The sequence below is a fragment of the Actinomadura rubrisoli genome (assembly GCF_004349215.1).
Taxonomy (GTDB): domain Bacteria; phylum Actinomycetota; class Actinomycetes; order Streptosporangiales; family Streptosporangiaceae; genus Spirillospora; species Spirillospora rubrisoli.
This window is the reverse complement of the sequence record NZ_SMKU01000130.1, coordinates 1-24,155: the sequence shown is the minus strand read 5'-3', so window position 1 is coordinate 24,155 and position 24,155 is coordinate 1. Positions and strand designations below refer to the sequence as shown.

General features: G+C 69.9%; 23 protein-coding genes and 1 pseudogene. 14 read left to right on the top strand and 10 right to left on the bottom strand.

Annotation, left to right across the window (positions count from 1 at the left end):
- The 3 genes and pseudogenes from E1298_RS23415 to E1298_RS23405 form a co-directional block, all read left to right on the top strand.
- Positions 1–841 (top strand): annotated as a pseudogene (locus E1298_RS23415) (AMP-binding protein); the annotation flags it as partial.
- Between the two features lie 363 nt (positions 842–1,204).
- Positions 1,205–1,810 (top strand): RNA polymerase sigma factor SigM, encoded by a 606-nt coding sequence (sigM, locus tag E1298_RS23410; protein ID WP_131896710.1) that lies wholly within the window; start codon positions 1,205–1,207, stop codon positions 1,808–1,810.
- Positions 1,810–2,595: an anti-sigma factor family protein gene (locus E1298_RS23405; RefSeq protein ID WP_131896702.1), complete on the top strand. Its 786-nt coding sequence runs from the start codon at positions 1,810–1,812 to the stop codon at positions 2,593–2,595. Before sigM ends, E1298_RS23405 begins: the two co-directional genes overlap by 1 nt.
- Positions 2,596–2,730: 135 nt before the next feature.
- On the opposite strand, the gene E1298_RS23400 is transcribed toward E1298_RS23405, so the two are convergent.
- Positions 2,731–3,303, bottom strand: coding sequence for a dienelactone hydrolase family protein (locus E1298_RS23400; RefSeq protein WP_131896700.1), 573 nt, complete (start codon positions 3,301–3,303; stop codon positions 2,731–2,733).
- Between the two features lie 178 nt (positions 3,304–3,481).
- Between E1298_RS23400 and glsA the strand changes: the two genes are divergently transcribed.
- From glsA to trxA, 5 genes are all read left to right on the top strand, one after another.
- Positions 3,482–5,113 carry a glutaminase A gene (gene glsA, locus E1298_RS23395; RefSeq protein WP_131896698.1) on the top strand — a complete coding sequence of 544 codons (1,632 nt, stop codon included), beginning with the start codon at positions 3,482–3,484 and terminating at the stop codon, positions 5,111–5,113.
- Entirely contained in the window at positions 5,110–5,394 is a 285-nt protein-coding gene (locus E1298_RS23390) for an EF-hand domain-containing protein (protein ID WP_131896696.1), read from the top strand. Before glsA ends, E1298_RS23390 begins: the two co-directional genes overlap by 4 nt.
- A 95-nt stretch (positions 5,395–5,489) precedes the next feature.
- On the top strand, positions 5,490–6,275 hold the full coding sequence (locus E1298_RS23385; protein WP_243725753.1) for an ion transporter: 786 nt from the start codon (positions 5,490–5,492) through the stop codon (positions 6,273–6,275).
- A 358-nt stretch (positions 6,276–6,633) separates the two neighbouring features.
- Positions 6,634–7,587, top strand: a complete 954-nt coding sequence (gene trxB, locus E1298_RS23380; protein WP_131896692.1) for a thioredoxin-disulfide reductase — start codon at positions 6,634–6,636, stop codon at positions 7,585–7,587.
- A 67-nt stretch (positions 7,588–7,654) separates the two neighbouring features.
- Positions 7,655–7,969 (top strand): thioredoxin, encoded by a 315-nt coding sequence (gene trxA, locus E1298_RS23375; RefSeq protein ID WP_131896690.1) that lies wholly within the window; start codon positions 7,655–7,657, stop codon positions 7,967–7,969.
- A gap of 76 nt (positions 7,970–8,045) precedes the next feature.
- Here the strand turns inward: trxA and E1298_RS23370 are convergent, their stop codons facing one another.
- Positions 8,046–8,663 carry a GNAT family N-acetyltransferase gene (locus E1298_RS23370; RefSeq protein WP_131896688.1) on the bottom strand — a complete coding sequence of 206 codons (618 nt, stop codon included), beginning with the start codon at positions 8,661–8,663 and terminating at the stop codon, positions 8,046–8,048.
- Positions 8,664–8,978: 315 nt separating this feature from the next.
- On the opposite strand from E1298_RS23370, the gene E1298_RS23365 reads away from it, so the two are divergent.
- Together E1298_RS23365 and E1298_RS23360 are read left to right on the top strand one after the other, a co-directional pair.
- Positions 8,979–10,211, top strand: coding sequence for an aminotransferase-like domain-containing protein (locus tag E1298_RS23365; RefSeq protein WP_131896708.1), 1,233 nt, complete (start codon positions 8,979–8,981; stop codon positions 10,209–10,211).
- A gap of 107 nt (positions 10,212–10,318) precedes the next feature.
- The gene (locus E1298_RS23360; protein ID WP_131896686.1) at positions 10,319–11,257 is read left to right on the top strand and encodes a D-alanine--D-alanine ligase family protein; all 939 of its coding nucleotides are present in this window, start codon (positions 10,319–10,321) and stop codon (positions 11,255–11,257) included.
- Positions 11,258–12,191: 934 nt separating this feature from the next.
- On the opposite strand, the gene E1298_RS23355 is transcribed toward E1298_RS23360, so the two are convergent.
- The 3 genes from E1298_RS23355 to rsmG form a co-directional block, all read right to left on the bottom strand.
- Positions 12,192–13,187: a ParB/RepB/Spo0J family partition protein gene (locus E1298_RS23355; protein WP_131896684.1), complete on the bottom strand. Its 996-nt coding sequence runs from the start codon at positions 13,185–13,187 to the stop codon at positions 12,192–12,194.
- Positions 13,184–13,999 (bottom strand): ParA family protein, encoded by an 816-nt coding sequence (locus E1298_RS23350; protein ID WP_131896706.1) that lies wholly within the window; start codon positions 13,997–13,999, stop codon positions 13,184–13,186. The genes E1298_RS23355 and E1298_RS23350 overlap by 4 nt, the downstream gene beginning before the upstream one ends.
- Positions 14,000–14,331: 332 nt before the next feature.
- The gene (rsmG, locus tag E1298_RS23345) at positions 14,332–15,021 is read right to left on the bottom strand and encodes a 16S rRNA (guanine(527)-N(7))-methyltransferase RsmG (RefSeq protein ID WP_131896682.1); all 690 of its coding nucleotides are present in this window, start codon (positions 15,019–15,021) and stop codon (positions 14,332–14,334) included.
- 175 nt (positions 15,022–15,196) lie between these two features.
- Between rsmG and E1298_RS23340 the strand changes: the two genes are divergently transcribed.
- Complete coding sequence (locus tag E1298_RS23340) at positions 15,197–15,640, top strand: DUF6458 family protein (RefSeq protein WP_131896680.1); 444 nt, start codon at positions 15,197–15,199, stop codon at positions 15,638–15,640.
- 172 nt (positions 15,641–15,812) lie between these two features.
- Here the strand turns inward: E1298_RS23340 and E1298_RS23335 are convergent, their stop codons facing one another.
- From E1298_RS23335 to rpmH, 5 genes are read right to left on the bottom strand one after another with little or no spacing between them, the layout of a single operon-like run.
- Positions 15,813–16,298, bottom strand: a complete 486-nt coding sequence (locus E1298_RS23335) for a Jag family protein (RefSeq protein WP_131896678.1) — start codon at positions 16,296–16,298, stop codon at positions 15,813–15,815.
- A 37-nt stretch (positions 16,299–16,335) separates the two neighbouring features.
- Entirely contained in the window at positions 16,336–17,331 is a 996-nt protein-coding gene (gene yidC / locus E1298_RS23330) for a membrane protein insertase YidC (protein WP_131896676.1), read from the bottom strand.
- A complete protein-coding gene (gene yidD, locus E1298_RS23325; protein ID WP_131896674.1) occupies positions 17,324–17,734 on the bottom strand; it encodes a membrane protein insertion efficiency factor YidD in 411 nt (136 codons plus the stop codon). The genes yidC and yidD overlap by 8 nt, the downstream gene beginning before the upstream one ends.
- On the bottom strand, positions 17,731–18,099 hold the full coding sequence (rnpA, locus tag E1298_RS23320; RefSeq protein ID WP_131896672.1) for a ribonuclease P protein component: 369 nt from the start codon (positions 18,097–18,099) through the stop codon (positions 17,731–17,733). Before rnpA ends, yidD begins: the two co-directional genes overlap by 4 nt.
- A 12-nt stretch (positions 18,100–18,111) precedes the next feature.
- Entirely contained in the window at positions 18,112–18,249 is a 138-nt protein-coding gene (gene rpmH / locus E1298_RS23315) for a 50S ribosomal protein L34 (RefSeq protein WP_131896670.1), read from the bottom strand.
- A gap of 773 nt (positions 18,250–19,022) precedes the next feature.
- Between rpmH and dnaA the strand changes: the two genes are divergently transcribed.
- The 3 genes from dnaA to gnd all read left to right on the top strand — a co-directional run bounded on the left by dnaA (position 19,023) and on the right by gnd (position 24,139).
- Positions 19,023–21,299 carry a chromosomal replication initiator protein DnaA gene (dnaA, locus tag E1298_RS23310; RefSeq protein ID WP_131896668.1) on the top strand — a complete coding sequence of 759 codons (2,277 nt, stop codon included), beginning with the start codon at positions 19,023–19,025 and terminating at the stop codon, positions 21,297–21,299.
- A 684-nt stretch (positions 21,300–21,983) separates the two neighbouring features.
- Positions 21,984–23,126, top strand: a complete 1,143-nt coding sequence (gene dnaN / locus E1298_RS23305) for a DNA polymerase III subunit beta (protein WP_131896666.1) — start codon at positions 21,984–21,986, stop codon at positions 23,124–23,126.
- 92 nt (positions 23,127–23,218) lie between these two features.
- The gene (gene gnd, locus E1298_RS23300) at positions 23,219–24,139 is read left to right on the top strand and encodes a phosphogluconate dehydrogenase (NAD(+)-dependent, decarboxylating) (protein ID WP_131896664.1); all 921 of its coding nucleotides are present in this window, start codon (positions 23,219–23,221) and stop codon (positions 24,137–24,139) included.
- Positions 24,140–24,155 lie beyond the last annotated feature (16 nt).

The following is a 24,155-nucleotide window of genomic DNA, read 5'->3' as shown; positions in this document are numbered from 1 at the left end:
GCGTCCCGCCCCGGCGCCGAAGCGTCCCGCGACGCCGTCCGGCACCGTCACGCATCAACCGCACCAGCAACACCAAGGGCAACAGGGGCACCAGCAGCACCAGGTGGCCGCGCACCGGCAGCCCGCTCCCACACAGGTCCCGTCGCCGCGCACGCGCTCCCGGCGCGACACCGGCACCATGCAGCCCGCGCCGACCGCCCCGTCCTCCACCGCTCCGGACGCCCCGTCCGGACGGCGTCCCGCCAACCGGGCCCTGCTCGGCGTCGCCGCCGCCGCGCTGACCGTCATCGTCGGCCTCGGCGCATGGGCGCTGTCCGGCGACGACTCGAAGGGCAAGACCGGTGGCACCGGCGGCGTCGTCGACCCCGGCAAGACCTCCGCTCCCCCCAAGCCCGCCGTCACCAAGCTGCCGATCCAGCGCGCCGCCCCCGCCGAACGTCCGGTCGGCGGCCATCACGACAGTGCGATCGGCAAGAATCCCGGTGCCGTCATCGACGGCAAGGCCGCCACCACCTGGGAGACCCAGAGCTACGCCGACACCAGCTTCGGCAACTTCTCCAAGGGCCTGGGCGTCCTGCTCGACATGGGCAAGCCCGTCAAGGTGTCCACCGTGAAGGTCGCCTCCCCGGAGAGCGGCGGCGCCCTTCAGGTGCGGGTCGGCAACTCGCAGTCCCCGACCGAGCTGTCCCTCGCCGGCCGGGGCACCGCCTCGGCGGGCGAGACCACGATCACCGCCGAGGGGCAGGCCACCGGCCGGTACGTGCTGGTCTGGTTCGTCAAGCTGCCGTCGTCCCTCAAGGGCAAGATCGGCGAGATCGCCGTCTACGGCTCGGCGAACTGATCGCGCACCGACCGCCGCGGAGAGGCGGCCCCACCGCGAGGTGCCCGGGCCGCAAAGGGTGCGTTACAGGTCCGGAATCGACACTCGTCCGATAATTCGGGATGATCTGGAAGTCGCGGGGGCGACGGGCGAGCACCCCACCGGGGTGCTGACGGGGATGAGGGCCGGTCCTCGCGAGGGATCGTGCGGGGGGTTGTGACCTGTGACGTGGAGTGGCGCTTGTCGGTATCGTGCCTGTAAGCAGAATGTCTCCTCCCCTCAGGAATCCGTGGTGTCTACCCCAGCAGACGCAGCCGGTCGCGGACGCCCGGTACCGGCCGGGCCTCCCGTAGCGGAAAGCGGTCGCTCATGACGTCGGTGAGCATGCGTCGCGTCGACGAGGTGCCCGACAAGGAGCTCCTCGCCCGGCACGCCCAAGGGGACCCGCACGCGTTCGCCGAGCTGGTGCACCGGCACCGCGACCGCATGTGGGCGGTCGCGCTGCGGACGCTCGGCGACCCCGAAGAGGCCGCCGACGCACTGCAGGACGCCTGCCTCTCGGCGTTCCGCGCCGCCGGACGGTTCCGCGGTGACGCCGCCGTCACCACCTGGCTGCACCGGATCGTGGTCAATGCCTGCCTGGACCGGATCAGGCGCAAGTCCGTCCGTCCGGCGACGCCGATGGGCGACGATGCCACCTTCGACGCCGTCGCGCCGAAGATGCCCGACCCGACCGACGCGCACGGAGTGTCCCTCGACGTCCACACCGCCCTGCTGCAACTGCCGTTCGAGCAGCGCGCGGCGCTCGTCCTGGTCGACATGATGGGCTACTCCGTCGACGACGCGGCCCAGGTGCTGGAGGTCCCTCCGGGGACGATCAAGAGCCGCTGCGCGCGCGGACGGGCGCGGCTCGCGCCACTTCTCGTCCATCACCGGAACCGACGGGACCCCAGGAACGTCGGAGGTGTGGAAGGAGGTGGCATGCCCTGATGAATCCCGCGCACCTTGACTACGACGTCCTGGCCGATCTGGCCGAAGGACTGCTCGAAGACGACCAAGCCGCCTCCGTCAGCGCGCACCTCGACACCTGCGCCGAATGCCGGGACCGCTCCGCCGACCTTGCGGACGTCTCCCGGATCCTGGCGGAGGCACCCGTACCGTCCATGCCCGCGGAGCTGGCCGAGCGCATCGACACCGCCATCGCGGCGGAGTCGCTGAACAACGCCACCGTGGTGAGCATGGAACAGCGGCGCGGAAGGCGGCATTGGCGGGTCCTGTCGGCCGCCGCGGCGGCGGTGGTCGTGCTCGGCGGCGGAGCGATGGTCAGCAAGATCGCCCTGAACGAGTCGAGCGGTGACGATCACCAGAGCACCGCGCAGAGCCCCGTCCAGGATCCCGAGAAGAGCCACGGCTCGGCCAAGGGCGCGGCGCCGGGCACGTCCGGGGACACCGCGATGAACGGCCCGGCCTACACGGTCGCCCACAGCGGCACCGACTACCGGGCGGGAGCGCTGAGCGCGCAGGTCGGCCGGCTGCTGGACAAGGGCCCCCTGATGAAGGCCCCTGGCGGCACGCCCGACCAGCGGCTCGCCGGGTGCGTCGACGGCGTCACCCACGGGAAGGCGCCCGCGCTCGTCGACCAGGCGAAGTTCGAGGGACGGCAGGCGACCGTGATCGCCGTGCGGGGCTCCAGTCCCGGAAGCTGGAACGTCTGGGTCGTCGGCCCGGACTGCTCCGCGCAAGACCCGCACCTGCTCAAGGAAGAGAAGACCTGAGCCGCGCAGGAAGCCGGCCCTCGCACGATCCGTTGAGGGTGCCGCGCTCAGAGGCTTGTTCCACACAAAAGGCTTGTGCCACGCAAACGGCCATGGACGGTGTTTGCTGCCGTCCATGGCCTTTCGTGTGGACGGTCAGAGTTCCGCCAGGAAGTCCAGAGCGATCGTCCAAGCGCGCTCTGCGGCCTCGGCGTCGTAGTCCGGCAGGTCCGGGTCGGTGAACAGGTGCCCGGCACCCCGGTAGCGGAACACCTCGATGTCGGCGCCGGCCTTGCGCATCCGCAGATACCAGGCGTTCACCCAGTCGACCGGCTCGTAGGTGTCGGGGTCGGCGACGTGCAACTGCACCGGGACGCCGGTGGACGCGTCGTCGGCGATGTCGGACGTGCCGTGCATCAGCAGCAGCCCGCGCGCCGCGCCGTCGGCGAGCGCCAGGTTCTGGGCGAGCGCGCCGCCGAGCGAGAACCCCGCGTACACCAGCCCGTCCCCGCCGGTCAGCGGGGCGGCGGCCGCGACGGCGCGCTTCAGCAGCTCGTCCCGGCCGATCTCCTCCTTGATCTCGATGCCGGCCTCGGCCGAGTCGACGACCCGTCCGTCGTACAGGTCCGGGGCGTGGACGTCGTGGCCCGCCTCGCGGAGCCGGTCCGCGGCCTGGTGGACGGCCGGGCGAAGCCCGTACATCGAGTGCAGAAGCAGAATGCGCGCCATGGGATACAAGCTTAGTGGTCTCGTACGCAGGCCCTTTGGGGGTCAGTGTCCGCGGTAGGGGCCGCAGCGCAGCACTTCCGGAGGGCCACCGCGCAAGGGCAATGCATCGGACAGGGAAGGGCGCCTCACCCGCTGTCATATCTACTCTGAGTAGTTGAGAGTGTGAGGAGCGTTGACTGTGGATCAAGCCGGACAGGGCAAGGGTCGGACGCCCCGCTCCCGCAACACGCAGCGCACGCCCGGCGACGACCCCTACGAGTCCGACTACCTGGCCTTGTTCGCCGCGTTCGACGATGACGCCTCGGGCACCCTGGAACGGGACGAGTTGCTGTCACACCTGGCAGAGGTCGGCATCCTGCCCGATGACCCCCGTGTGCAACCGCTGCTGGAAGCCGCCGGAGACGTACCTGACCAGGGGGCGAGTCTGGACTACGCCGGGTTCCGGTCCCTGATCGAACCGATCTCCGCATTGATCAGCCGCGTCGCGGGCGGCCGCCTGGCCGTTCCCGACTTCGGCGGCCTGGCCGCCGACATCGACCGTATCTACGCCGATCTGCAGAGCGAGACCGGCGGGAAGGTGGCCGACTACATTCCCCAGCTCGCCCAGGTCGATCCTGACCAGTTCGCGATCTCGGTGTGCACCGTGGACGGCCAGCGCCACACCGTCGGCGACGCCGACGAGCCGTTCTGCCTGCAGAGCATCAGCAAGGCGATCGGGTACTGCCTGGCCCTGGAGGAGCACGGCGTCGACAAAGTCCACCAGCACGTCGGCCGTGAGCCCTCCGGCGTGGCCTTCAACGCCCTGACCTTGAACCCCAGGGGCCGCCCGCACAACCCGATGATCAACGCTGGTGCCATCATGTGCTGCTCGCTGATCCGCCCCGGCGGGCTCCTGGCCGACCGGTTCGACCACGTGATGCGCACCTGGGAACGCCTCACCGGCCGCCGCCCCGGATACGCCAATGCCACCTACCTGTCCGAACGCGCCACCGCCGACCGCAACTTCGCGCTCGCCTACTTCATGCGGGAGAACGGCGCCTTCCCCCGCGACACCGACATCGTTGAGACCTTGGAGTTCTACTTCCAATGCTGCTCGATCGAGATCACCGCGCAGATGCTCGCCGTCGCGGCGGCGACCCTGGCCAATGGCGGCGTCAACCCCCTCACAAGGGAGCGGGTGTTCAGCGAGGTGACCGTGCAGCACTGCCTGTCGCTCATGGTCTCCTGCGGTATGTACGACTACTCCGGCGAGTTCGCCTTCACCGTCGGCCTTCCCGCCAAGTCAGGCGTGGCTGGGGACCTGATGGTGGTAGTGCCGCAGCTCTTGGGCGTGAGCGTGTGGTCCCCGCGCCTGGACGAGCTGGGGAACACCGTCCGGGGGATCGAGGTGTGCAACCGGCTGGTCGAGCTGTACCAGGTCCACCCGCACGCCACGTCCGCGGACGCGGCCCGCAAGGACCTGCGCAAGCGCCGCGGCGCCGACACCGCCGAGCTGGTCACCGCCTTGTGCTGGGCCGCGGGCCAAGGCGACCTGGGGGAGGTGCGGCGCCTGGCGGCGACCGGTGTCGACCTCTCGGCGGCCAACTACGACCTGCGCACCGCTTTGCACCTGGCCGCTTCCGAGGGCCGCACCGACGTCGTGGAGTACCTGCTGGCCCACGGCGCCGACCCGGGCCGGGTGGACCGACGGCAGGCCACCCCGCTGGACGACGCCGAACGGGACGGTCACGGCGACGTCGCCGACCTGTTGCGTGCCGCCACCAAGAGGCGTCCGCCCGTTAAGGGCCAAAAAGGGAAGGGGAGACGATGACCGCCACTGAACCCGTGCTCGCTGACCTGCGGCGGCGGAAGAGCGACCGCCGGTCCGCGCCGCTGGACCGGGACGGCGACGGCCGGGACCGGGTCATCAGCGGGCCGCAGGTCCAACGGCTCCTGGAGGTGAGGGGCGTGGACGCCGGTATCGCCTTCGCTCGGCTCGATCGCGACCGCAGCGGGTTCGTCAGCCGTGCGAAACTCCCTCAGGCCGTACGCGAGTTCTACTGCAGCGACGATCCGGAAGCCCCAGGCGACTGGCTGAACGGCCCGGCCTGACTTCCGGGCCCTTGATGAGCGTCACGCTGCCATCCGTGCGCGCCGACGCACGTCGCCGTGCCGAATCGCCCTGGTTTCAGCACACGATCACCGCGGTGATCGTCGCGAACGCCGTATGCCTAGGCCTGGACACCGTCCCGGAGATCGTGCAGCGGTACGGGACCATCCTCGTCGTGCTCGACCGGGGTGTTCTGGTGATCTTCGTGGTCGAGCTGGTGCTGCGGGTCTTCGCGTACGGCCGGGCGTTCTGGCGGGATCCATGGAGCGTGTTCGACTTCCTGGTCGTGGCAATGGCGCTCATACCCAGCACCGGCGGCCTGTCGGTCCTGCGCGCTCTGCGGATCTTGCGTGTGCTGCGGCTGGTGTCGGCCTTGCCCAGCCTGCGCCGCGTGGTCGGCGCGCTGCTGGCCGCCATGCCGGGCATGGGCTCGATCGCCGGACTGCTGGCCCTGGTCCAGTACGTGGCGGCGGTGATGGCCACCAAATTGTTCGGCCACATCATGCCCGAGAAGTTCGGCAGCCTCGGCTGGTCGCTGTTCACCTTGTTCCAGATCATGACCGGTGACGGCTGGTCCGACATCGTCCTGACCGTGATGCGCACCCAGCCGCTGGCGTGGATCTTCTTCGTCGTCTACATCATGGTCTCGACCTTCGCCGTGCTGAATCTGTTCATGGCGGTCGTGGTCGCCAGCATGGAGTCGCAGATCTCCGACGAGATCGGCAAGGACCCCGAAGGGGCACAACGGGAAGAGGAGCGCGACACCGAGACCTTGCAGGCGGTGCAAAGGCTCACCGACGAGGTGTCGGCCCTGCATACCGAGCTCGCGGTCCTGTCGCGAGTCGTCACCGGCGGCCGCGACCGTACGGGCCCTCCGCCGTGACCGGATCCAAGAGGGCGCCTGGTCCGTCTGACCGCCGCAGCGTCCTGGATGGGGACCGGCCTGAAGATCGTGTGGGGTAGTGATCCGGAAGGCTGGGGCGGTGCCGCCGGGTCGCCGTATCGGCCACGCCACGGCCGGACTGTGGCGTGGTGAAGCTCGCTGTCGGCAGGCAATCTAGTTGTTGGGGTGGCCGTACGCGGCGTCCAGCACGAGCCGGGCGCGAGCGACGGGAATCCCCGGGCTCTAGGATCGGTTGACGCGACTGCAGGACCGGTCGTGCCGGAGCTGACAGGCGGACACCGCGGCGGCCACGACATGCCGTCCGGCCCCGAAGGGCAACGAGGAGAGGCACAGAAAAGTGAGCGACGTCCGTAACGTCATCGTCATCGGCTCGGGGCCCGCAGGCTACACGGCCGCGATCTACGCGGCCCGCGGCGACCTGAAGCCGCTGGTGTTCGAGGGTTCGGTGACCGCCGGCGGTGCGCTGATGAACACCACCGACGTGGAGAACTTCCCCGGTTTCCCCGATGGCGTCATGGGTCCCGACCTGATGGACAACCTGCGCAAGCAGGCCGAGCGCTTCGGTGCCGAGCTCGTCACCGACGACGTCACCGCCGTAGACCTGACCGCCGACCCCAAGGTCGTCACGGTCGGCGACGACACCTACCTCGCCCGAACCGTGATCGTCGCGACCGGCTCCGGCTACCGCGAGCTGGGCCTGGAGAACGAGAAGCGCCTGTCGGGACGCGGCGTCTCCTGGTGCGCGACCTGCGACGGCTTCTTCTTCCGTGAGCAGGACATCGCCGTCGTCGGCGGCGGCGACACCGCGATGGAGGAGGCGATCTTCCTCACCAAGTTCGCCCGCTCCGTCACCGTGATCCACCGCCGCGGCGAGCTGCGCGCGTCCAAGATCATGCAGGACCGGGCGTTCGCCAACGAGAAGATCACGTTCCGGTGGGACAGCGAGGTCACGGAGGTCCACGGCGACGACCGTGTCACCGGCGTCGCGATCCGCAACGTCGCCACCGGCGAGTCCTCCGCGCTGGAGATCACCGGGCTGTTCATCGCGATCGGCCACGACCCGCGCAGCGAGCTGTTCGCCGGCCAGTTGGAGACCGACACCGACGGCTACCTCCTCGTGGACGCCCCGACCACCAAGACGAAGATCCCCGGCGTGTTCGCGTGCGGAGACGTGGTCGACCACGTCTACCGTCAGGCCATCACCGCCGCGGGCAGCGGCTGCGCGGCCGCCCTCGACGCCGAGCGCTGGCTCCAGGACCAGGACGCCGCCGAGAACGTCCCGCAGAGCTGACCACCCGGCCGCGACGGCCGGCCCGGCGGGGGGACGTCCCCGCCAGAGCGAGAACAGAGGAGACACCATGAAAGCCGTGACGGACGCCGACTTCGACACCGAGGTCCTCAAGAGCGACAAGCCCGTCCTTGTCGACTTCTGGGCCGAGTGGTGCGGCCCGTGCCGGATGGTGGCGCCGATCCTGGAGGAGATCGCCAAGGAGCACGGCGATAAGATCGAGATCGTCAAGCTCAACATCGACCAGAACCCGCGGGTCCCGGCCGAGTACGGCGTCCTGCAGATCCCGACGATGAACGTCTACCGGGACGGCGAGGTGGTCAAGCAGATCATGGGCGCCAAGCCGAAGGCCGCTCTGCTCCGCGACCTCGCCGAGTTCGTCTGACTCGCGTTCCGGCGAGACCATGGCCCGCGCTCCACCCGGAGTGCGGGCCATTTGCGTCAGACCGCCTCAGAACGCCTCAGACAGGCCGGAGCGCACCCTCGGGAGTCATGGAGCCCAGGAGCCGTTCGAGGGCCACCTCGACGTCCTCACGCCACGACAGCGCCGACTTGAGCTCCAGCCGCAGCCGCGGATAGCGGTGATGCGGGCGGACGGTCTTGAACCCGACGGACAGCAGATAGTCGGCCGGCACCATGCAGCCGCCCTCCTCGCCCTTCAGGTCGCCGAACGCCTCGATGGCCTTCACCGTCCGCCGGGTGAGGTCCTTCGCGACGCCCTGGACGAGCATCCGGCCGAGCCCGCCGCCCGCGAACTCCGGCAGGATGTGCGCGGTCATCAGCAGGACCGCGTCCGCGCTCACCGGGCTCGTCGGGAACGCCACCGAACGCGGCACGTACAGCGGCGGCGCGTACATCACGAACCCGGCCGGGACGTTGTCGACATACACGATCTTGCCGCAGCTGCCCCATTCGAGCAGCGTCGAGGAGATCCACGCCTCCTTCTCCAGCCCCGGGTCGCCGCTCTCCAGCGCCCGGTCGCGGTTCACGGGATCCAGCTCCCAGAACACGCAGCCACGGCAGCGATGCGGAAGATCGTCCAGATTGTCCAGCGTGATATTGACGAGACGACGCGACACCGGGACGGCACACCCCCTGTTGCGATCCTCGCCCGCCGGCGAGGCCCCCGGCGCCCGCGACGGGCGGGCCTTCGTGCGGGGCCTCTCGGGCGGAGCGCCTCTCCGCGGAAGTTCCCGGCAACAATCCGGGATCCTTGGGCATCGTATCTGACAGGGGACCACCCGCTCTTCGCCACGCCGGACCGGGGTTCGTTCGATCGCCCCGGAGCCGATGCCGTAGTTTGCTGGCAAGCCAGCCACCCCTGGAGGTGCCACGTGGAACAGCACTCGCGCACAGACGCCTACACCGATCGCTACGCCGCCCGCGCCGCCGGCATGGTGCCCTCGGAGATCCGGGCTCTGTTCGCGATGGTCGCCCGTCCCGAGGTCGTCTCCCTCGCGGGCGGGGCGCCGTACGTCTCGGCGCTCCCCCTCGACGCCGTCGGCGAGATGATCGGCGAGCTCGTCGCCGGCAAGGGCGCCGAGGTCCTCCAGTACGGCTCGGCCCAGGGCGACCCCGGGCTGCGCGAGCACATCTGCGACGTCATGTCCCTCGAAGGGATCCACGCGTCCCCGGACGACGTCGCCGTCACCGTCGGCGCCCAGCAGGCGCTCGACCTCATCACCAAGATCTTCGTGGACCCGGGCGACGTCGTCCTCGCCGAGGCCCCCTCCTACGTCGGCGCGCTCGGCACGTTCGCCGCCTACCAGGCCGACGTCGTCCACGTCCCGCTGGACGAGGGCGGCCTCATCCCCACCGCGCTCCGCGAGACCCTCGCGCGCCTTCACACGGAAGGCCGCCGGGTCAAATTCCTCTACACCGTCCCCACCTTCCAGAACCCCGCGGGAGTCACGCTCACCACGGCGCGCCGCGCCCAGATCCTGGAGATCTGCGCCGAGTACGACGTCCTCGTCATCGAGGACAACCCGTACGGCCTTCTCGGCTTCGACGGCGACCCCATGCGGGCCCTTCGTGCGGACGACTCCTCCCGGGTCATCTATCTCGGCTCGTTCTCCAAGACCATCGCGTCCGGCCTCCGCGTCGGCTGGGTCCTCGCGCCCCACGCCGTCCGCGCCAAGCTCGTCCTGGCCGCCGAGTCCGCGATCCTGTGCCCGTCGAACTTCTCGCAACTCGCCGTCCGCGAGTACCTCGCCACCCAGCCGTGGCGCGAGCAGATCAAGGACTTCCGCGAGCTGTACCGCGACCGCCGCGACGCGATGCTCGACTCCCTCGACCAGCTCATGCCCGAAGGCTGCACCTGGACGCGCCCCGCAGGCGGCTTCTTCGTGTGGCTCACCCTCCCGGAGGGCCTCGACTCCAAGGCCATGGCACCCCGCGCGATCGCCGACCGCGTCGCCTACGTCCCCGGCACCGGCTTCTACGCCGACGGCACCGGCCACCGCCACATGCGCCTGTCCTACTGCTTCCCCGAACCGCACCGCATCCGCGAGGGCGTCCGCCGCCTCGCCGCGGTGGTGGAGCAGGAGATCAAACTGCGGGACACTTTCGGTGGCGCCGCGCAGAGCGGCTCCACCGGCGTCCACACGCCGGGACCGGACGTCGTCTGAGGCGCTGCCGGCCTAAGGGCTCTGCTGGCTAAGGGCCCTGCTGGCTTAAGGACGATGTTTCACGTGAAACGCGTCGGCCCGGCGCGTTTGCTTGAAGGGCACCTGATTTGGAACTCGGCCATGTCGTCGTCCTCGCCGGGGGACTCTCCTACGAGCGAGAGGTCTCGCTCCGCTCCGGCCGGCGCGTCACGGAGGCACTCCGCGCCCTCGACATCCCCGTCGAGCTCCGCGACGCGGACGCCACCCTCCTGGACTCCCTGATCGACGACCCCCCGGACGCCGTCTTCCCCGTCCTGCACGGCGCGGCGGGGGAGGACGGCTCGATCCGCGACGTCCTCGAACTCCTCGACGTCCCCTACGTCGGCGCCCGCCCCGACGCCTGCCGCGTCGCCTGGGACAAGCCCACCGCCAAGTCCGTCGTCCGCCGCGCCGGCCTGCGCACCCCCGAGTCCGTCGCCCTGCCCAAGGAGGTCTTCCACGACCTCGGCGCCGCGTCCGTCCTCGACCAGATCGTTCGGAGCCTCGGACTGCCCCTCTTCGTCAAGCCCACCCGCGGCGGCTCAGCCCTGGGCGCTTCCGCCGTCCACGAGGCGTCCCAGCTCTCCGCCGCCATGGTCGGCTGCTTCGCCTACGGCGACGCCGCTCTCGTCGAACGCTACATCCACGGCACCGAGGTCTCCGTCAGCGTCATCGACCGCCACGGCACCCCCACCGCCCTCCCCGCCGTCGAGATCGTCGCCCCCGGCGGCCTCTACGACTACACCGCCCGCTACGACGCGGGCGACACCGAGTTCATCACCCCGGCCCGACTCACCCCCGAAGCCGCCGAACACGCCACCGCCGCCGCCGTCACCGCCCACCGCGCCCTCGGCCTCCGCGACCTTTCCCGCACCGACCTCATCGTCGACGAGGACGGCGACGTCCACTTCCTGGAAGTCAACGTCGCCCCCGGCATGACAGAAACGAGCCTCCTCCCCCGAGCCGTCAGCGTCGCCGGACTAGAACTCGGCGAGGTCTGCCACTCCCTCATCCTCGCCCGCCTCTAACCCACCTTCCCCACGGCCGCCAGTTTCACGTGAAACATCTCCACCCCTGCGCCGCCTCCCGGGATACGGCACAGCAGGAGCCCAAGGCGCAGCCCCCCGCCCTCCACCTCAACGGCACCCACAGGACGTGCACCCAAGCAAAGGGGACTGCCCGCTCCGATGGCGCCGATGTTTCTCGTGAAACATCGGCCAAGCGAAGCTTTGGAGGAATCCCTCTGGGGCGCGGCACTGGCTCCGTGCCACGTCCCGTGTTCGTCCATGCGGAGCGGCTTGTCAACGCTCTTTGGTCACTTCGGAGACGGGCGGTACGCGGGGGTCTCTGGTTGGCCCCGGTTGGCGTGCATGAATCGTCGGTGGGCGTGATCGCTGCTTCAAAGGGGGACCGGCGCACCGCAGAGCACCACGCACCGCCCCTCACATGAAGTGCCCATGGATCTGCACCCGGGCCACGTCCGTCCAGGAATCATTGGACGTGATCAGCGCAGATGCTCACGCGATGTTTCACGCGAAACATTCGGGCGCCCACAACGAACTACCCGACGAATACCGCGCAGAGCACCCAAAACGGAGGGTGAACCGGCGGCGCATCCTGACTGAGGGGCAGCCGCTCACCACGGGGAGGCGATCGCTGGTGAGACGCGCGAAGCTGCGAACTCAGCGCGCGCCCAACCACCGAAGCCCGTCCAGACCAGGGCGAACACCTCCCGCCGCTCTACCGGACCCCCGGCCAGGGCACCCGCCCGCGCCGCCGCTCCACACAAGGCCGGCCGGGCTTTGGAAGCGCGAACCTGGGAGCGCGGGAATCCAAACGAGGCATGTGAGGCGCTGTGCCCCCGGCGGGCGTGGGCGTAGTGGGTCGTCCCGACATGAGCCCCCGCTCCCTCATCGAGGCCCAGTTGTTGGCGGAGGCTTGGCCCTGGGGGTGGCGCCCTCCTTACGGCTCGGTCAGGCCGTCCTCGTCGGGGGCCATCGATTTGATGATGCGGTCCAGGTCTTCCAGGGTCGCGAACTCGACGACGATCTTGCCCTTGTTGCGGCCCATGTCGACGCGGACCTTGGTTTCGTAGCGGTCCGATAGGCGGTCGGCCAGGTCTTTCAGGCCGGGGGCGACGGGCGTCTTGCGGCGGCCTTGGCGTGGGGCCTTCGGCTCGTCGTCGACCTCGCGGAGGGCGATGAGCTCTTCCAGCGCGCGGACCGAGAGGCCCTCCTGGACGATGCGCTGCGCCAGGTGCTCTTGAGCCTCGGTGCTGTCGAGGGAGAGCAGGGCGCGGGCGTGGCCGGCGGACAGGACGCCCGCGGCGACGCGGCGTTGGACGGCGGGTGGCAGGTTGAGCAGGCGCAGCGTGTTGGTGATGTGCGGGCGGGAGCGACCGATGCGGCTGGCGAGTTGCTCGTGGGTGGCGCCGAAGTCCTGAAGGAGCTGCTGGTAGGCGGCGGCCTCCTCCAGCGGGTTGAGCTGCTGGCGGTGGAGGTTCTCCATGAGCGCGTCACGGAGGAGGTCGTTGTCGCCGGTGTCGCGGACGATCGCCGGGATGACGTCCAGCCCGGCGATCTGGGACGCGCGCCAGCGGCGCTCGCCCATGATCAGCTCGTAGTCGTGCTCGGGCAGGGCGGCCTTGCGGACGACGATGGGCTGGAGCAGGCCGACGATGCCGATGGACTCGGCGAGCTCTTCCAGCGCCTGCTCGTCGAAGTGCTCGCGGGGCTGACGCGGGTTGACCGTGATCGAGTGGACGGGAAGCTCGGCGAAGTGGGCGCCGGCGACGGGCTGGCTGTCCGGGCCGGCGGCGCCGTCCGAGGCGCTGTGGGGTCCGTCGCCGGGGAAGCCAGGCTCGCCCGAGTCGCCCGGTTCCTCGGGCGTGGGCGGAGGCGGGGCGGTGGGGATGAGGGCTCCGAGCCCCTTGCCCAGACCGCGGCGCTGCTGGCTCACTTGGCGGCTCCCATGCGGGCCATCTCCGAGGCGGCCTCGCTGTAGGCGAGCGCGCCGCTGGAACCGGGGTCGTAGGTCATGACGGACTGGCCGTAGCTCGGCGCCTCGGACACCCGGACGCTGCGGGGGATCACGGTGTTGAGGACGACCTCGCCGAAGTGGTTCCGGACGTCCTCGGCGACCTGCGCGGCGAGGCGGGTGCGGGCGTCGTACATCGTGAGCAGGATCGTCGAGACGTTCAGCCTCGGGTTGAGGTGGGCCTTGACGAGGTCGACGGTGCGGATCAGCTGGCCGAGACCCTCCAGCGCGTAGTACTCGCACTGGATGGGGATGAGCAGTTCGTCGCCGCCGACGAGGGCGTTCACGGTGAGCAGGCCGAGCGACGGCGGGCAGTCGATCAGGACGTAGTCGAACTTCTCGGTCTCGTAGGCGTCCAGCGCGCGGCGCAGCCGGGACTCGCGGGCGACCTTGGAGACCAGTTCGATCTCCGCGCCGGCGAGGTTGAGGGTCGCCGGGGCGCAGAAGAGGTTGGGGATCTCGGGGGCCGGGACGACGATGTCGGCCATCGCCATGTCCTCGATCAGCACGTCGTAGATCGACGGGATCTCGGCGTGGTGCTCGACGCCGAGGGCGGTCGAGGCGTTGCCCTGCGGGTCGAGGTCGACCACCAGCACCTGGGCGCCGTGCATGGCGAGGGAGGCGGCGAGGTTCACCGAGCTGGTGGTCTTGCCGACGCCGCCCTTCTGGTTGGCGATGGTGACGATCCGGCAGTGGCCCGGACGCGGCCATTCCTTCTCCCGGCGGCCCGACATCACCTTGAGTGCGTTGACCGATGTTTCATGTGAAACCTTGGCGTCCTTGAGCGCCTCGCGCACGAGTTCCGACTCCCCCCGAGATGGTCCCTTGCGCGGACCCGGCGGCGGTTGCGCGCCGGTGTTCGTCGGCACATAGCCGACGTTCTCCGCGGTTCCGGACGTGGTGTTGCCCCACATCGCGTGTCCGGAGGGCGCGGCGCCCGGCGCCGCCTCCCCCTGCGGCCCGGTGGGCGGTGCGTCCTCGTTCTCACCGGGCCCGCCCAGGCCGGACGGCTGTTCGTCGGGGGATTCGTCAGCGCGGTCAGGCCAGCCCTGTCCTGGTCCCGTGCTCATGAAGACCTCTTCCTCGACCCTTTAGCGCGCCGGGGCGCGCGTTGTTGTCGCCCGACCGCCCCACCGGGGCCGACCTCCCGGTCGGCGACCACACGGACAAGCGTTGTCGGCGGATCGACCATACCGTGCCCGACTTGGAGCAGTTCGGTGGTACGCGCCCCGAACCGCTGCAGAACGGGACGGGCCTCCTCCAGTTCGGCCGCGGCACGCTCGCCTTTCAGGGCCAGCAGCTCCCCGCCCGGACGCAGCAGCGGCAGCGCCCACCTGGCGAGGCGGTCGAGGGGGGCGACGGCTCGCGCGGTGGCGACGTCCATCGAGAACTCCTCGGCCACCTCCTCGGCCCGGGCGCGCCGGACCTCGACGTTCGTGAGATCGAGCATCTCGACGCACTCGTTGAGGAAGGTGGTGCGGCGCAGCAGCGGCTCCAGCAGGGTGACCCGCAGGTCGGGGCGGACGATCGCGAGCACGATGCCCGGCAGTCCGGCGCCCGACCCGATGTCCACGATCTGCGCGCCGTCCGGGATCGCCTCGGCCACCACGGCGCAGTTGATCAGGTGGCGCTCCCAGAGACGGTCGGCCTCGCGCGGCCCGATCAGCCCGCGCTCGACTCCCGCGTCGGCGAGGAACGCCGCATAGCGCTCCGCGATCGGGAGCGCGTCACCGAATACCTCACGTGCAATCCCCACCGAACGAATCGTTCCACAAAAACCCGCGGCGGCGTACACACGAAACGTCCCAGCGCAGGGACCCTGTCGACCTACCGGTACGGGCAGAAGCCCGTGACGGCCCGAATATTCGACGTGCGCAGGGTAGAGGACGGACCAGTGTCACTCCGCAAGCCCCCGGAAGGAGCTCCGTGACATGGGAATCGGAGTTAGTCTCGCGTTCATCGCCCTCGGTGCGATCCTCGCGTTCGCCCTCCGCGTTGATCTCAGCGGTGTCGACATTCACCTGGTCGGCTGGATCCTGATCCTGGTCGGGCTGATCAGCATGGGCTTCACCCTCAAGTACACCCGGCCGCGCCGCCGCGCGGGCCGCATCGTCGGGACTGACCCGGCATATGGGGACGAGCCGGGAACGGTCGTCCACGAGGAGCACGTCATCCGGGACCCGGCGCCCTCGGGCCGTCCCGCGGAGCGCGTCGAACGTGTGATCGAACATCCGGCGGACGAGGGCGTCACGCACGGCCATTCGGAGCAGGACCCGGCCGTAGCCCAGGACCCGGCGCACGAGCAGAACCCGGCGGTCCAGAACACCACGTCCGTCGTGTCGGACGGCCGCCGCGCCCCGCACGAACGAAGGTAGCTCCCGGCCTGCTCGGTGTGCTTTGGGCGGCGGTGCACACCGGGCAACCGCAGGGGCCTCGCACCGGTCAGGGCGCGGGGCCCCTGTTCTTCGCACGGTGGACGCCCCGAGTCCGCCGGACATGCGAACGGCCCCGGCGGTCAGGTGCCGGGGCCGTTCGCGATGAGGCGGGTCAGGCGGGGTACACGACCACGTAGCGATCGGGCTCCTCGCCCTCGGACTCGCTGCGGAGGCCGGCGGCGGCGACCGCGTCGTGGACGATCTTGCGCTCGAACGGGGTCATCGGGGCCATCGGCTTGGGCTCGCCGCCCTGCTTGACCTCGTCGGCGACGGCCGTGCCGAGCTTGGTGAGCTCGGCACGGCGGCGCTCGCGGTAGCCGCCGATGTCGAGCATGAGGCGGGTCCGGTTGCCCGTCTGGCGGTGGACGGCCAGCCGCGTCAGCTCCTGCAGCGCCTCCAGGACCTCTCCGCGCTTACCGACCAGTTCGTCCAGGGACGCGCCGACGACCGCGACGAGCGCGCGCTCGCCCTCGACGTCCATGTCGATGTCACCGTCGTAGTCACCGATGTCCAGCAGGCCCTCGATGTAGTCGGCGGCGATCTCGCCCTCCTGTTCGAGCGCCTGCACGTCGACCTCGGTGGTGTCGGTCTGGCTCAACGGGGTCTCCTTATCGGGCACGGGCTCGGGGTTCAAACTAGCGCTTCTGGCTGCCGCTGCGCTTGCTGCGCGGCTTGCGCGTCGGCTGGTTCCGGACGACCTTGGGCTTGGTGTCCTCCGGCTCGGGGGCGGGCTCGGCGTCCTTCTTGAGCTTGGCCTTGATCCCGGTCGGCGCCTGGGAGTTCTTGGCGCCGGCCTTCGTGCCCGTCCCGGCCTTGCCGCCGGACGGCTTGCCCTTGGCCGCGGTGGTGCCGTTGCCGTCGCCGTCCGTGCTGGGCGGTGGGTACCGCTTGAAGATGTAGTGCTGCTGGGCGAGCGTCCAACTGTTGGACGTCACCCAGTACATGAGCACGCCCAGCGGGAACCCGAGACCGAAGAGGCCGAACAGCGGCGCGAGGAAGACCATCATCTTCTGCGCCTGCATCATCGGGTTGGCGTCGTCGGTGACGGGCTGGCGCTTCATGCTGGCCCGGACGGTGAAGAACGTCGTGCAGGAGCTGATCACCACGGCGATGGCGGTGACGATGATCGCGGTCCAGCTCTTGGGGTCGGCGCCCCAGGCGTTGAGGAAGGTGTCCGGGATGTGGGCACCGAAGATGTTGGCCTTCTGCGCGCTCTGGACCAGGTCCGGGGTGGCGGCGAAGACACCGTGCCCCGGGTCGGCGTCGGAGATCTGCTTCAGCACCTGGAAGAGGCCGATGAAGACCGGCATCTGCACCAGGAGCGGCAGGCAGCCCGACAGCGGGTTGGCGCCGTTCTCCTGGTAGAGCTTCATGACCTCCTGGTTGAGGCGCTGCTTGTCGTTCTTGTACTTCTTGCGCAGCGCCTGGACCTTGGGGTTGAGCTCCTGCATCTTGCGCGAGGCATGGATCTGCTTCACGAAGAGGGGGACCAGGGCCAGCCGCAGCAGGACGGTGAGCAGGAAGATCGCGCCGCCCCACGCCCATCCACTGTCCTTGGGGACGACGGTGCTCAGCGCTGTGTGAATCCACACAATGAGCTGAGCGACGATCTCGTACAGCCAATCAAGCACCGGGCAGCTCCTTGGGCTCTGCTATGGCGGGACCGCTCTCCTCGCGGCCGGAGTTCGAAGAAGCCGCCGCGGGCAGCTCCTGGGAGGACGGCCTCCCAGACTCCTTGAAGGCGTGCGCCCCGGCCGCCTTCTTCGGCGGCACCGGGTCGAACCCCCCAGAGTGGAAGGGATGGCACCGGCTGATCCGGCGGGCCGTCAGCCACGTGCCGCGCAGCGCGCCGTGCACCTGGAGTGCCTCCAGGCCGTACGCGCTGCAGCTGGGCTGGAAGCGGCACTGCTGCCCGAGCAGGGGACTCAAGAAGCGGCGGTAGGCGCGGACGAGGAGGATCAGCACCGCGGCGACGGGGCCGGAGGCCCCCGCCGGGTGCTCGGAGGGGAACGCGTCCCCGTGCCGACTCCTCATTTCCGCCCCTTGGACGCGGGCCGCAGCAGCCGGTCGATCGCCGACTCCACATCCGCGGCCAGTTCGTCAGGGCGCGCCGTCCCCGCTGCGGGGTTGGCGCGCACTACGAGCAGGCTACCCGCTGGGAGTCGGTCCAGGTGCGCGCGCATCAGGTGGCGGAGCCGCCGTCGTACCGAGTTGCGGACGACGGCGTTCCCCACGGTGCGCGCCACGATGAACCCGACCAGTGGCGGCGCGGCCGCTTCGCGATTCTCGTCTGGGTGAAGCAGGTGGGCGACGACAGTTGGCCGTCCGGCGCGGCGACCGCGCCGGACGGCCAACGTGAAGTCGTCCCGCCGCCGCATCCGGTGCCCGGACGGCAGCATGAAAGGGGTCGGTCAGACCGCGATGCGGGAGCGGCCCTTGCCACGCCGCCCGGAGAGAATGGCACGGCCGGCGCGGGTGCGCATGCGCAGCCGGAAGCCGTGCTTCTTGTGGCGACGACGGTTGTTCGGCTGAAAAGTACGCTTGCTCACTCGAGGCTCCAGTGCTGCGGTCGGTTCGTCCAAGGCGCGATAGGCCGCATCGAGGGCCGCGTCTGGTCCCCCGCAGCGGGGGCCCACCCGTGCTTCCCAGGAGGGGCCGGCGGGCACGCGTCATCTCCGTCGATGCGACTCGACCTCAGCACGTTACGGGCTAGCCGGGCATGCGGTCAAACCGAGCCGGCACCGCCGACCCGGCGGCGAACGGGATGAGCCATCTCGCAGACCAGCCGGAATGCGTCCCGAACGGACAGGCGACCGTCGTGCGGTACCTGTTGTGGATGACCTGGCGCAGCCGGGTGGGATCCGGTGGTGGGACGGCCGGGCGCTCCTGTGTCCCGGGCCGGACGAGGTGTGCGGCGATAAGGGCGGCCGTGTTGCGGGCGAGGCGGGGGCGGCGTTAGGGTCTCCCGGGCGAGCCGACGCTCCTTCGACAAGTCCTTCGACGTTCTGACGTCGGCGTTCACCTTCGAGCACGTTTCAACCCGCGTTTTCCGGAACACCCCGCAGACTCCCCGCATCGCTTCCGGCCATGACGTTCGACTGGCCGTGACGCACCCGATCTCGTCTCTCAGAGCCCGCGCCGTGGGCTTTTACACAGGGCGCCCGATGCTCATGCACAGCATGTGGACAACTCTGTGGACAACTCGTGAGAGAGTAAGTCTTCCGCGTCGCGGCCGTTGCCCAACGAGGCGGACCGCAACCCGTGGGAGAGCTGGGCTGTCAGGTACTCCGTTCGGCGGAGTTGTGGGGAGGGGACCTTGCGCATGGACGGACAGGATCTTGGATCGGTCTGGGCCCGCACCCTCGCCGCACTGGCCGAGAGCGACCTCTCCCCGAGCTACCGGGCGTGGCTGCCGATGGTCCGGCCGCTGGCCCTTGTGGAGGGCACCGCGCTGCTCGCGGCGCCGAACGAATTCGCCAAGGACGCGCTGGAGACCCGGCTTCGCAACCTGATCACGCAGGCACTTTCCCACGAGCTCGGCAGGGAGATCCGCGTCGCGGTGACCGTCCAGCCGGAGCCGCCCGCGGGTGGCGGACCGGGGCCGGGCCCCGGCGGAAACCCCCGGACGGGCGGGACGGAGCCGCTCGCCGCGCCGACTCCGGGCGGGGCAGGGCCGGGCGGCGGCGGGCACGATTCCGGACCCTCTTCCTATGGCGAACGGTCCCACGACGAACGCGATCGGGACCGCTCCTATACGGATCAGCAGTACGGCGAACAGTCCTACGGTGACCGTTCCGACCGTCCTTTTCCCGAGCAGCCGTACAACGATCCGGGGTACCGATCCCAGTCGGGAGTTACCCACAACCCGGCGATCCCCGGTGGTTATCCACAGCCGGACGACGATCGTGGATGGCCGCAGCGCGACTCCGAACACGGCAACGCCTATCCGCCCGCCCCGCGTCCGCCCGCGTATGGCACGGGCCCCGGTGGACGTGGCGCGCCGTTCGACGGACGCGGGAACCAGGGCTATCCGGGCCACGGCCGTCCGTCCAGTCCCGGAGGCTCGGAGGGCTACGGCTCCGACAACTACGGCGGCGGGTCAGACAACTACGGCTCGGAGAACTACGGCGGTGTCCCCGAGGGGTACGGCGGCGAGCCTCCAGGACGGCAGCCGCATGCCCCGTCCCATCTGAACGACCGCACGCTCGGGCCACTGCGGACCGGTGGCCGTCCCGAGCCGCAAGGGCGCGAGAACCAGCCCGGCGGAGGCGAGGCTCCGCTCGGGCACACCGAAGACTCGTACCAGAGCGCGGAGCCGCCTTTCCCCGGCGCCGAGCAGCAGTACCCCAAGACCGAGCCGTACCGCGGGGAAGAGCCGTACCGCAGTGAAGGCGGCTATCGCGACGGTGAGGCCACCGACCAGCGCGGCCCAGGGCCGGGCAGCCCAGGCCCTGGGCCCGGTCCCGGCGGGCCCGGTCCGGCGCCGGGTCAGGGCGGTGGCGGTCCGCAGGCGGCCCCCGGCGGGTCGGGCGGGGGACAGGGAGGGAGCGGCGCGTCCGAGCACGCCCGGCTGAATCCCAAGTACACGTTCGAGACGTTCGTCATCGGCTCCTCGAACCGGTTCGCGCACGCCGCGGCCGTGGCGGTCGCCGAGCAGCCGGCCAAGGCGTACAACCCGCTGTTCATCTACGGAGACTCGGGACTCGGCAAGACGCACCTTCTCCACGCGATCGGGCATTACGCGCAGAGCCTCTTCAATGGCGCGCGCGTCCGTTATGTGAGCTCGGAGGAGTTCACGAACGACTTCATCAACTCGATCCGCGACGGAAAGGCCGACGGCTTCCGCCGCCGCTACCGCGACGTGGACATCCTGCTCGTGGACGACATCCAGTTCCTGGAGGGCAAGGAGCAGACGCAGGAGGAGTTCTTCCACACCTTCAACACCCTGCACAACGCGAGCAAGCAGATCGTGATCTCCAGTGATCGTCCCCCCAAGGAGCTGGTGACGTTGGAGGACCGGCTCCGCAACCGGTTCGAGTGGGGCCTGACGACCGACGTCCAGCCGCCCGAGCTGGAGACGCGGATCGCGATCCTGCAGAAGAAGGCCCGGCAGGAGGGGCTGGCCGCGCCGCCGGACGTGCTGGAGTTCATCGCCTCACAGATCGCGACGAACATCCGCGAGCTGGAGGGCGCGCTGATCCGGGTGACGGCGTTCGCGAGCCTGAACCGGCAGTCGGTGGACATGAAGCTGGCGGAGATCGTCCTGAAGGACCTCATCCCCAACGACTCCGGCCCGGAGATCACGGCTGCGATGATCATGGCGCAGACCGTCGAGTACTTCGGGACGACGATCGAGGACCTCTGCGGGCCGTCCCGCTCCCGGATGCTGGTGACCGCGCGTCAGATCGCGATGTACCTGTGCCGCGAGCTGACGGAGCTGTCCCTCCCCAAGATCGGGCAGCAGTTCGGCGGCCGCGACCACACGACGGTCATGCACGCCGAACGCAAGATCCGCTCGCTGATGGCCGAGCGCCGCGCGATCTACAACCAGGTCACCGAGCTGACCGGCCGCATCAAGCACCAGGCCCGCAAACGCTGACCCGCGCGCCGCGAGCGCCCCGCACCCTGTGGACGGGCTCCGGGACGGCCCCGCCGATCCGGGAAGATCTGTGGATGACCGGCGACGCCGCGTCCCGATCATCCAAAGCAGGAGGAATAGCGGAAAAGGCGACAGCAGCGGCGGTCTGAATTCACAGGCTGGGGAAAACTCTGGGGATCCCGGTGGATAAGCCAGGGGAAAACCTGCGGACAACCTGAGGACAACTCGTGGACGGATTGTGGACCGGCTGGGGACGCCCACCCGGCATCATGGGGACGAACTCGTGGACAGGCTGGGGATGTCCTGGGGACGGCCTGGGGACGAGTGCGGCGATCGGCCATCATCGTCCCCGGGGCCCGCGCCGGCCCGGGAGAACCTGCGGAGAACTCGTGGACAACCGGGGGAAGACTTGGGGACGACGTGTGGGGACGGATCCGTCGTCCCCAGGCCGCGCCGCGCCGTCCACGGGTCATGCACAGCACCGGTGGACGGAGATACACGGTCTCACCTGGGACGATGCAGGATGTCCACACTATCCACCGCCCCTATGACTAGTACTGCTCTACTTCTCTATCTAAGAAAAGACTCAACTCAAATCAGGGCCTGGGGACAACCTGCCCCGGGCGCGCCGCTCAAGATCTCTCCACCTCACCCTTGTCCGAAACCTGCAGGAGGCGGGTCCCCTTGAAGTTCCGCATCGACAGAGACGCCCTGGCCGACGCCGTGGCCTGGACCGCGCGCACGCTCCCGGTCCGGCCCCCGGTGCCGGTCCTTGCGGGCATGCACATCGTCGCCGGGGGCGGAGAGCACAGCGATCGGCTGAAGCTCTCGGCGTTCGACTACGAGGTCTCCGCGCAGGTCGCCACCGACATCGACGTGGAGGAACCCGGTACCGCCCTTGTGTCCGGCCGCCTCCTCGCCGAGATCTCGCGCAGCCTTCCTCCCCACCCTGTGGAGGTGACGACGGACGGGGCGAAGGTGATGCTCCGCTGCGGCAGCGCGAAGTTCACACTCCTCACCATGCCTGTGGAGGACTACCCGACCCTGCCGGAGATGCCGCCCGCCGCCGGCTCCGTCGGCAGCGACGAGTTCGCGGCCGCCGTCGCGCAGGTCGCGATCGCCGCCGGCAAGGACGACACCATCCCGATGCTCACCGGTGTCCGCGTGGAGATCGAGGGGGAGACCGTCACCCTCGCCTCCACCGACCGCTACCGGCTGGCCGTCCGGGAGCTGCACTGGAAGCCCGAGCGCCCCGACTTCTCCGCCGTCGCGCTCGTCCCGGCGAAGACCCTCGCCGACACCGCCAAGTCGCTGACGGCGGGCGCGGAGGTGTCGATCGCGCTCGGCGGGACGGGCGGCACCGGCGAGGGCATGATCGGTTTCGAGGGCGGCGGCCGTCGCACGACCTCGCGGCTGCTGGACGGCGACTTCGTCAAGTACCGGTCCCTGCTGCCGAGCGAGTACGCGGGGCTCGCCGAGGTGCAGACCGGCGCGTTCATCGAGGCGGTCAAGCGCGTGTCCCTCGTCGCCGAGCGGAACACCCCTGTGCGGCTCTCGTTCAGCCAGGGCGAGGTCGTCCTGGAGGCCGGGACCGGGGACGAGGCGCAGGCCGTCGAGGCCCTGGAGGCGACGCTGGAGGGCGACGACATCGACATCGCGTTCAACCCCGGGTTCCTGCTCGACGGGCTCTCCGCGATCGGCTCGGACGTCGCCAGGCTCTCCTTCACCACGCCCACCAAGCCCGCCGTGCTCACCGGCAAGCCGCCGCAGGAAGGGGAGAACCCCAACTACCGTTACCTGATCATGCCGGTGCGGTTGTCGGGGTAAGGCTCTGTCCTGGGGCATACAAGGGACGACCGTTCCGCGGGGGAGCCGCCTTCGCGGGCGACTGGGCTAGGCACAGGGGAGTGAGCATCGCAATGGAGCTTGGGATCATCGGCCTGGGCAAGATGGGCGGCAACATGGCCGAGCGGTTGCGGCGGGGCGGCCACACGGTCGTCGGCTACGACCGCAATCCCGATGTCAGCGACGTCGGCTCGGTGGAGGAGCTCGTCGAACGGCTGTCCCCGCCGCGTGCCGTGTGGGTGATGGTGCCCGCCGGGAAGCCCACCCAGGACACCGTCAACAAGCTTGGGGAAATCCTCCAGGCCGGTGATGTCGTCGTGGACGGCGGTAATTCACACTATGTGGACGACCAGAAGCACGGCGCGGAGCTGGCGGCCAAGGACATCGGCTTCGTCGACTGCGGTGTCAGCGGCGGCGTGTGGGGCTTGCAGAACGGCTACGCCCTCATGGTCGGCGGCGACGAGGACAACGTGAAGCGGCTGATGCCGATCTTCGAGACCCTCAAGCCCGAGGGGGAGTTCGGCTTCGTCCACTCCGGCAAGATCGGTGCCGGGCACTTCGTCAAGATGGTCCACAACGGCATCGAGTACGCGATGATGCAGGCGTTCGGCGAGGGCTACGAGCTGATCGAGGCCAGCGACATCGTCACCAACGTGCCGGAGACCTTCCACAGCTGGCAGGAGGGCACCGTCATCCGGTCCTGGCTCCTGGACCTGATGAACCGGGCGCTCGCCGACGATCCACAGCTCGACGAGATCCGTGGATACGCCAACGACTCCGGCGAGGGCCGCTGGACCGTCCAGGCCGCCGTCGACCTCGCCGTCCCGCTGCCCGCCATCACCGCGTCCCTGTTCGCCCGGTTCGCCTCTCGCCAAGGCGACTCCCCCGCGATGAAGGTGGTCGCGGCTCTCCGCCACGAGTTCGGCGGCCACGCGGTCGAATCCGCCAAGGGCGCCGACTCCCCCGGCGCGGACGTGAGCCCGCCCGCCGTCTGACCCCACGCCCTCCTGC